The sequence below is a fragment of the Microcoleus sp. N9_A1 genome (assembly GCF_036701795.1).
Classification (GTDB): Bacteria; Cyanobacteriota; Cyanobacteriia; order Cyanobacteriales; family Microcoleaceae; genus Microcoleus.
In genome coordinates, this window is sequence record NZ_JAUBRI010000134.1 from 1 (window position 1) to 6,723 (window position 6,723).

The following is a 6,723-nucleotide window of genomic DNA, read 5'->3' on the forward strand; positions in this document are numbered from 1 at the left end:
GAGGTGTGATTTTTTAACATTTTACCTGTTTCTAAACTAAGTATAAATACTTACTTCCTTAATGGGATGCTCCCTTTGACCCACCCTACTACAAGTTGAATCATAATAGTTATAGTGCTGAAAGTGCTACACTAGAGTATAATACCACAAATCACGTAGGTTGGGTTGAGAAACGAAACCCAACATTTTCGCTACAATTTTCCTTAACTGAACCGTATGGGGCTATAGCATAGGATAAATCTTGCTAAAACCATAAAAAATATCGTAGTTCTAAACAGTTCAAATAATATATGAGTAAAATGACACAAATATCTCAATTCCAGCAAGCTCTTGAAGCTGTAGAAGTTTTATCATTAGAAGATCAAGCTATGCTTCTAGATATTCTTCAGAATCGTCTGCGACAACAGCGACGAAATGAATTACTCAAGGAAGTGGCAGAAGTTCGTCAAGAGTATGCTGAGGGCAATGTTAAATTTGGGTCGGTAGCCGATTTTATGGCGGAGTTGGATGATTGATGAAAATTGGTTGGACTCCCAAATCTATTCGTACTTTCAAAAAGTTAGTTCGTAAAAATCCTCAGCTTCGCCTTTTAATTGAAGCTACGCTTGAACTTTTGTCTGAAGACTGCTTTAACCCCAGCTTGCGAACTCACAAACTGACAGGAGATTTATCGGGTATCTGGTCGTGTTCAATAGATTACGATTATCGGATTTTATTTGAGTTTGCGATCGATCCAGAAAATGAAGAGGAAGCGATTTTATTGCTCAAAATGGGTTCTCATGATGAAGTCTATTAAGCCCGATCGCCCTTTTCCCCAATTCTCTCTCACTATCTCACTCTCCAGCATTCTCCGTCACTTCCTCCACCGATAAACCCAACGCCTCCGCCACCTGTGGGGCACTCAAACCCATTCCCAACAACCGGGGAATTGCAGCCCTTCTTGCTTGAAATTCAGATTGTCGCGCCTGTTCTGCTTGCTGTCTGGCTTGTTCTGCACTCTCGGCTCTTTCCCGCTGTTGTTCCCCCCGCAATCTCTCCAATTCGGCTCTTTCATCGCCAATCAACAGCAAATTACCTTCCTCGTCCCACCAGCGCAGCCACAGCATCGTTTGATTTTGATAATTGCCTTGCCAAAGTCCCAATTCTACGCCTAAAGGTGCAATAGGAAAATGACCCCGATCGTTAAGTTCTAACAGTTGATAATACCCGTCAATCAACCGATAAACTTCTAATTGTCCGCTGTTAATTTCATAGATGCCGTAATAGGGAATTCGCATCACCCGCTCGTAGGCCCAAAACTTGCCAGGTTTTGTTATTACCCCTTCATCAGTGCGCGATAAAGGAGTACGGTTGCGCTCTTCATCCCCGTTCCCGCTCGCAAATTCCAAAGCAATTAACGGTGCTATGTGTTCCCGCCACAGCACGTAGGAACGGCGAATTTGACCGTCAATATTAGGAGGTACATTCGGAACATAAAACCAATCAGGAGCTTCTGCACCTTTTTCCGGCGGCTCGGTTTCTCGCCAGTAAATGCCGCAGTCTTGACCGATCGCATATTGTCCGTCTGGATGCCGCTGCTGCAAAATTTGCCCGATCGAATCTGTTAAAATTAAACTTTGCGGATGCTCCTGAAAATTTTTCACAAAAGTACCGTCGGAGTCTGGTAATTGAGTGTGGTCTGGAAAAGCAGGAGGTAGAACAACGCGGTCAACGCTTTGGGTCATAATTCCCTCCGAGGTCTTACCTAATTGGTAATTAGTAATTGGTAATCGGTAACTGGACGAGCCGCCCGAGGGCTTAGAAACCCGGTTTCTTCATGTATCTGTCGTCGTTCAACCAAGATTTATCGTAGAAACCGGGTTTCTTTTCCTAAGTCCTGCGTAATGAAGAAGAAAGCGAATAGTTTTGATTTTAAACGATTAAGTTTTTAACTTCAAACTCTTTCACTGACAACTCAAAACTCTTTCACTTAAAACTTTCCTTAAGGTTTCGGTAGCGCACCTTCTGGACTTGGTGAAGTCGCCGGTTCGGGAGTCGTCGTAGCCGCAGGAGAAGGCGAAGGAGTGTCACTAGCTAACTGATTTATTTGGTCTTTATAGTTAGGAGGAGCTAACTCAGTAGCTCGATCGAACAGCGTTTTTGACTCATCTGTTTTGCCCTGTTCCTTCAGCACGATCGCCTTTCCTAAAGTCGGGCGAAAATCTTTGGGATTAGCCTTAGCAGATTCGTCGTAAATGGCGATCGCCTCATCAAACCGCTTCTGCACAGCATAAACCTGTCCCAAAATCAACTGCACCGAAGTTACATCCACACTTTCCGGTTTCGCCAGATTGGCAGCCGGAGCCGCCTTCAGCGTATCTTGCAACAGTCCGATCGCAGCTTCGGGCCGCTGCTGCACCAGCAGCAAATTCACCAACCCCTGCAAAGCCTGAATTTCCCCTGGCTTAGACGCTAAAATTGACCTGTAAGCTTGAGCTGCCCCTTCGCGATCGCCCGTGCGTTCCTTAGCCTGAGCCAGCAAAATCCCGTATTCAGTAGTCTCAGGATTCAGCGAAGCCAACTTTTCCAAAGGAGCGATCGCATCCTTAATGTCGCCCACTCCTTGCCCGATCAACTCCAGCCGCACCTGCAACAATCCCCGCAAAGCCGTTACGTTGTCAGGTTCCCGCTGCAAAACCAATTCGTACCCCCTCGCCTGAGCTTGCAGCAACTCTGATTGCTTCTCCCCAGACTGCGCCGTCTGAGTAGGTGTTGGAGTTGACTGACTTTGCGCTTGGCTGGCCTGGAGAATACTGTTTAAAATTGGCACAAGAGAAAATCCCAAAAAAGCGATGAGCGACAGCACCACCACCACAGTAATCAACCCACGACGCTTGTTTGCTTTTTCCATAATTCAACTATCCCAGCTTAAAATGTACTATTTTCTAAGAATTAAGGCATTGCCCGGGAGCATCTGCCATTTAGCTCGATCGGTGCAACCGTAAAGGTTTTTAAGTTCAAAGTCCGAACGGACAAAGCAGCCTTTTACTTGCAGCTAATATGGTAACAGACCCACAACTCCATGCTAGCTAAACAATTTTGGACACTCAGACCCGCAGCCCCAAGGACTGCGGTGTCTGTCCAATTTAGTCTGGTCAAGCTAAAAATTACCGAAAATATGGCGGATCAGGCCGTTAGGTAATTGGATTAAGTAAAATAGGCAAGCTGAATATCCTAAATGCTATTAGCCAGCAACTCCAGCTCAGCGCGATCGGCGATCGATCGGTCAGCAACTGCCAAAGTCCTTGCTCGCAAGGATTTTAGCAGCCAGCGAACCGATCGGCACTCCTAGCGTTGAAAGTTGGCGTTGACGGGTCACAACCAGACCTCCGGGCGCAAGCCCGCCTGTCAGGTGCTAGTAGTTTTTAAAGCAGTTTCTTCAGTTTATTCCTAATTTCCCTTAAGGGATGTGTCTCCGCTGCAAGGAGTTTTTATGAACCCCTCTCCCAACCCGTCTTCCAAATCGTCCAAATCTACTTCAACTCGCAAGGCTCAGCCCAGCGAACAGGCTGTCAATCCGCCTAAAGATACAGATTCCATTCCTGAGACACCAGACGAAAGTCCGGTACCTTCGGCGTTGGCTGCAGATGTTGACCAAAATCAACCGCCAACGCCAACAGACGCCCCAGCGTCCAAGGATAGGCTGCAACGACCACGCTACAGTTCTGCCCCCGACAAGGACAAAACAAAGCCACAAGACCAGCCCAGCAATGCTCCTGCACCCCCCGCGCCTGCAGCGTCTTCGACATCTGTCAGCGATACTCCAGCCCTAGCAGTCGCACCGCCCGCAAACGCCGAGCCACCCGCTAACGAAAGTCCGGCCGATGAGGACATACCCTCCGTCATGCGCCAACATCCCATTCCCCCCCCCAGCGAACCCAGACAGTACCGAGCTGTTGGTTTGGTGCGGGGCCGCTACACGCAATCAGAAGAGCAATTCACCCGGGGTATGCTGATAGCTGCCGACGGAACTGCCATTGACGCCGTTTTGCTGGGTAGAGTCATGAGTTTAGTCAAAAATCACCTGGATCTGGAACAAGAACACCTGTGGGTGGTCTATCCCCGCACCAGGCAGGAAGACGGGAACTTGCACGCCCAGATTATGGGAGTTTGGGAGCCGGAAACACTCAAGAAACCTCCCGAACCGTCCTCTGATGAGGAAAATCAGGAAGCAGCGGAGATTGAGGCTAGCGGCGAAGCATCGACCGCATCTTTGCCACCCTCGGAACCTGATGTTGAAGATGGCTATTTTTCGATTAGAGGTGAGGTTATTTACCAATCCCAAGACCAAGAAAAGTATGTCATCGTCAAAATCAAGCAAGCTCCCCGCAAGAATGACGACAAGATGAAGTTTTTTAAGCTGAAACTCAAGGGAGATTTAGCAACAAAAGCGATCGGGTTTTTTTGGGATTTCCACGTCAAATTGAAAGCTGACAGTCTGATGATTGAGCAGGCTAATAATATTGGTGCCCTGCCGATTAAAAAGCGGAAATTCCCCCCAGGCAGCAAGCCGCCCGGTGGCTTCAAAGGAGGAGGGAAGCGTCCGTTTACTCCTAGGCCCAGCGGTGACGCTGCTCCTGTAGGGCGTCCTACCATCAAGTCCGCAGTAGCAGCACCACCGCCTGTCCCGAAGGAACCTCTTCCTAAGCCGGTTAAGAAGCCTAAGCCGATCGAGGAATAAAAAATAGTTAAAGTAAAAATGCAAGATTAAAGGTTAAAAAAACTTTTAATCTTGCATTTTTACTTGAGCGGCTTATTGTACTTCTGTACATGAGCGAGTAGGCTCTGCGCTAGCACCTCGCAAATTTTGACAGGAACAGCGTTTCCGATTAAATGACCCAGTTTGCTGAAACAGACACGCTCGCCAGGAGCTAGAAAGCGGTAGTTTTCGGGAAAAGTCTGAAGGATAGCGGCCTCTCTTAGAGAGATTGCACGATGGTGCATCTCAATGAAGGCAAATACATCAAATTGAAAGTTGACCGTTGAGATAGGCACAGCGAAGAGCAAGGATAGAGGAAACGTTCTCAATATTCCACCAGGCTCCCGATATTTTTACCCTTAATCCAATGCGTTTAATTGTTGATTCAACTGTTCCCGAACCTATCGAACTTATGGATTCTTCTTTGTAGTATTGGTAATTGACTATTCGGCACCGATGGGTCTCTAAATAATTGCACAACGTTTTAAATGCTTGATCTTTAAAGTTTTTAAATAAATTTATAACTTCATCAACTTTGCCTTGCCACAACATAGTTTCTGATGATTTGAATCGTTTTATTGAACCCCCTACCTTGTAGAGATTTTCTTTCAGATGATACCAATCTAAGATTTCTTGTCTTTGTTCATTGTCTCCAATTTCTTTAAATATGTTCCAAACTCCGGCCTGGCCATCTCCTAGGCAATACATAGGGTGTAGTAAGTTTTGGCTATTAGTCCAATCAATTAAATCTTGATTATTTTGAAAAAATGCTCCAGAATAAACATTACCAAAAAAAAATGGTTTAAAGCCTCTCCCTTCTAGGGAGAAATTAAAAGAAGACTATTCATTACTCCAACCCTCTTCCTTCCAAGTAGAGGTCGCTATCAACTGTCAACTGTCAACCGTCAACTGTCAACTGAAAGCACTTCCGGATGTTATGAGGTACAGTAGCAGCAATTAGTAAACCAGTTTTTGAGATGTTTCGGATTAATTAAATCAAGAGCCACAGCAATTATGGTGTCAACCATTTTAGTGGTGGTTAGCGAACACTGTCGCAATAAAGATTTAAGTTGCGACCACCATAATTCAATGGGATTAAAATCAGGAGAGTATGGGGACCAACATAAAATAGAAGCACCCACAGATTCAATCATTGATGTAATTGAATCTACTTTATGTGCGGGTAAATTATCCATCACTACTACTTCTCCCGACCACAATTGTGGCACTAAACATTTTTCGATAAATACCTCAAATGCTTTGCCATCCATTGAGTTATCCATTGTCATGAGTGCCACTACTCGAAGAGATACTAATTGCACCAATTACTGTGACTTTTTTCCCTCGGTAAAAAGGTTTAACCGCATAGGCTCTAGTTCCTCGTTGGGAACGTGCATGAGTTCTGGTTAAACCTAGCAATACTCCAGTCTCATCTAAAAATACTAGATTTTTTGGGTCGATATCCTTGACTTTTTCCCAATACTCTAACCTTAACTTCATGACTCTTTCTGTGCCTGCTTGGCTAGGACTGACTGTTTTTTTTTCGATTTAATCCCAACTTCAGTAAAGCGCTACAGATGGCTGTTCTGCCTACCCAATTTCCTGTATTTTGGGCGAATAACTCACGCAATTCTACCAAAGTTGCATCGGGATGTGCTGCCACTATTTGTCTTAACTCTTTTGACGCATTATTCAAATGACTGAATCTGGGTTTCCCCCTGGGTTTAGGCTGTAAATTACCCTCTATTTTTAGTTGCTTGACAAGTTTTTGAACTAAGCTTTTACTGCAGGCAAATATTTATGCTGTTTTTCTGATTGACAGCTTCTTCTCTTGATGGGCTGCTACTATTTTTTTTCGCAAATCTACTGAATATGCTTTCATTGGTGGATTTTTTTAATCTATTATTATGGGAGCATCCCAGTTGAGAACTAAGCAGAAATACTTAAGGAAAATTCCCCGTTAAGATAAGCACAGCGTAAGCGAA

Annotated in this window: 8 protein-coding genes and 1 pseudogene; 3 read left to right on the top strand and 6 right to left on the bottom strand. The window is 45.2% G+C overall.

Going from position 1 to position 6,723, the window contains the following annotated elements; translation table 11 throughout:
* Nucleotides 1-290: 290 nt before the first annotated feature.
* Both QUA58_RS30390 and QUA58_RS30395 read left to right on the top strand, forming a co-directional pair.
* Nucleotides 291-515: a hypothetical protein gene (locus tag QUA58_RS30390; RefSeq protein ID WP_333397853.1), complete on the top strand. Its 225-nt coding sequence runs from the start codon at nt 291-293 to the stop codon at nt 513-515.
* The gene (locus QUA58_RS30395) at nt 515-796 is read left to right on the top strand and encodes a type II toxin-antitoxin system mRNA interferase toxin, RelE/StbE family (RefSeq protein ID WP_333397855.1); all 282 of its coding nucleotides are present in this window, start codon (nt 515-517) and stop codon (nt 794-796) included. The genes QUA58_RS30390 and QUA58_RS30395 overlap by 1 nt, the downstream gene beginning before the upstream one ends.
* A 37-nt stretch (nt 797-833) precedes the next feature.
* On the opposite strand, the gene QUA58_RS30400 is transcribed toward QUA58_RS30395, so the two are convergent.
* Together QUA58_RS30400 and QUA58_RS30405 are read right to left on the bottom strand one after the other, a co-directional pair.
* A complete protein-coding gene (locus QUA58_RS30400) occupies nt 834-1,724 on the bottom strand; it encodes a Uma2 family endonuclease (protein ID WP_333397857.1) in 891 nt (296 codons plus the stop codon).
* A gap of 257 nt (nt 1,725-1,981) precedes the next feature.
* Nucleotides 1,982-2,890 carry a tetratricopeptide repeat protein gene (locus QUA58_RS30405; RefSeq protein WP_333251704.1) on the bottom strand — a complete coding sequence of 303 codons (909 nt, stop codon included), beginning with the start codon at nt 2,888-2,890 and terminating at the stop codon, nt 1,982-1,984.
* A 582-nt stretch (nt 2,891-3,472) separates the two neighbouring features.
* On the opposite strand from QUA58_RS30405, the gene QUA58_RS30410 reads away from it, so the two are divergent.
* Nucleotides 3,473-4,720 carry a hypothetical protein gene (locus QUA58_RS30410; RefSeq protein WP_333397860.1) on the top strand — a complete coding sequence of 416 codons (1,248 nt, stop codon included), beginning with the start codon at nt 3,473-3,475 and terminating at the stop codon, nt 4,718-4,720.
* 59 nt (nt 4,721-4,779) lie between these two features.
* On the opposite strand, the gene QUA58_RS30415 is transcribed toward QUA58_RS30410, so the two are convergent.
* The 4 genes and pseudogenes from QUA58_RS30415 to QUA58_RS30430 form a co-directional block, all read right to left on the bottom strand.
* Nucleotides 4,780-4,983 (bottom strand): DNA cytosine methyltransferase, encoded by a 204-nt coding sequence (locus QUA58_RS30415; protein ID WP_333251759.1) that lies wholly within the window; start codon nt 4,981-4,983, stop codon nt 4,780-4,782.
* A 19-nt stretch (nt 4,984-5,002) separates the two neighbouring features.
* Nucleotides 5,003-5,527: pseudogene (locus tag QUA58_RS30420) on the bottom strand (ISKra4 family transposase); the annotation flags it as partial.
* A gap of 146 nt (nt 5,528-5,673) precedes the next feature.
* The gene (locus QUA58_RS30425; protein ID WP_333309713.1) at nt 5,674-6,021 is read right to left on the bottom strand and encodes a transposase; all 348 of its coding nucleotides are present in this window, start codon (nt 6,019-6,021) and stop codon (nt 5,674-5,676) included.
* Nucleotides 6,014-6,238: a hypothetical protein gene (locus tag QUA58_RS30430; RefSeq protein ID WP_333397862.1), complete on the bottom strand. Its 225-nt coding sequence runs from the start codon at nt 6,236-6,238 to the stop codon at nt 6,014-6,016. Before QUA58_RS30430 ends, QUA58_RS30425 begins: the two co-directional genes overlap by 8 nt.
* Between the last annotated feature and the right edge of the window lie 485 nt (nt 6,239-6,723).

Coding starts and splice junctions, on each gene's coding strand:
- QUA58_RS30400 (WP_333397857.1), bottom strand. CDS start 1,724: ATGACCCAAAGCGTTGACCGCGTTGTTCTACCTCCTGCTTTTCCAGAC.
- QUA58_RS30390 (WP_333397853.1), top strand. CDS start 291: ATGAGTAAAATGACACAAATATCTCAATTCCAGCAAGCTCTTGAAGCT.
- QUA58_RS30430 (WP_333397862.1), bottom strand. CDS start 6,238: ATGAAGTTAAGGTTAGAGTATTGGGAAAAAGTCAAGGATATCGACCCA.
- QUA58_RS30395 (WP_333397855.1), top strand. CDS start 515: ATGAAAATTGGTTGGACTCCCAAATCTATTCGTACTTTCAAAAAGTTA.
- QUA58_RS30410 (WP_333397860.1), top strand. CDS start 3,473: ATGAACCCCTCTCCCAACCCGTCTTCCAAATCGTCCAAATCTACTTCA.
- QUA58_RS30415 (WP_333251759.1), bottom strand. CDS start 4,983: ATGCACCATCGTGCAATCTCTCTAAGAGAGGCCGCTATCCTTCAGACT.
- QUA58_RS30425 (WP_333309713.1), bottom strand. CDS start 6,021: ATGGATAACTCAATGGATGGCAAAGCATTTGAGGTATTTATCGAAAAA.
- QUA58_RS30405 (WP_333251704.1), bottom strand. CDS start 2,890: ATGGAAAAAGCAAACAAGCGTCGTGGGTTGATTACTGTGGTGGTGGTG.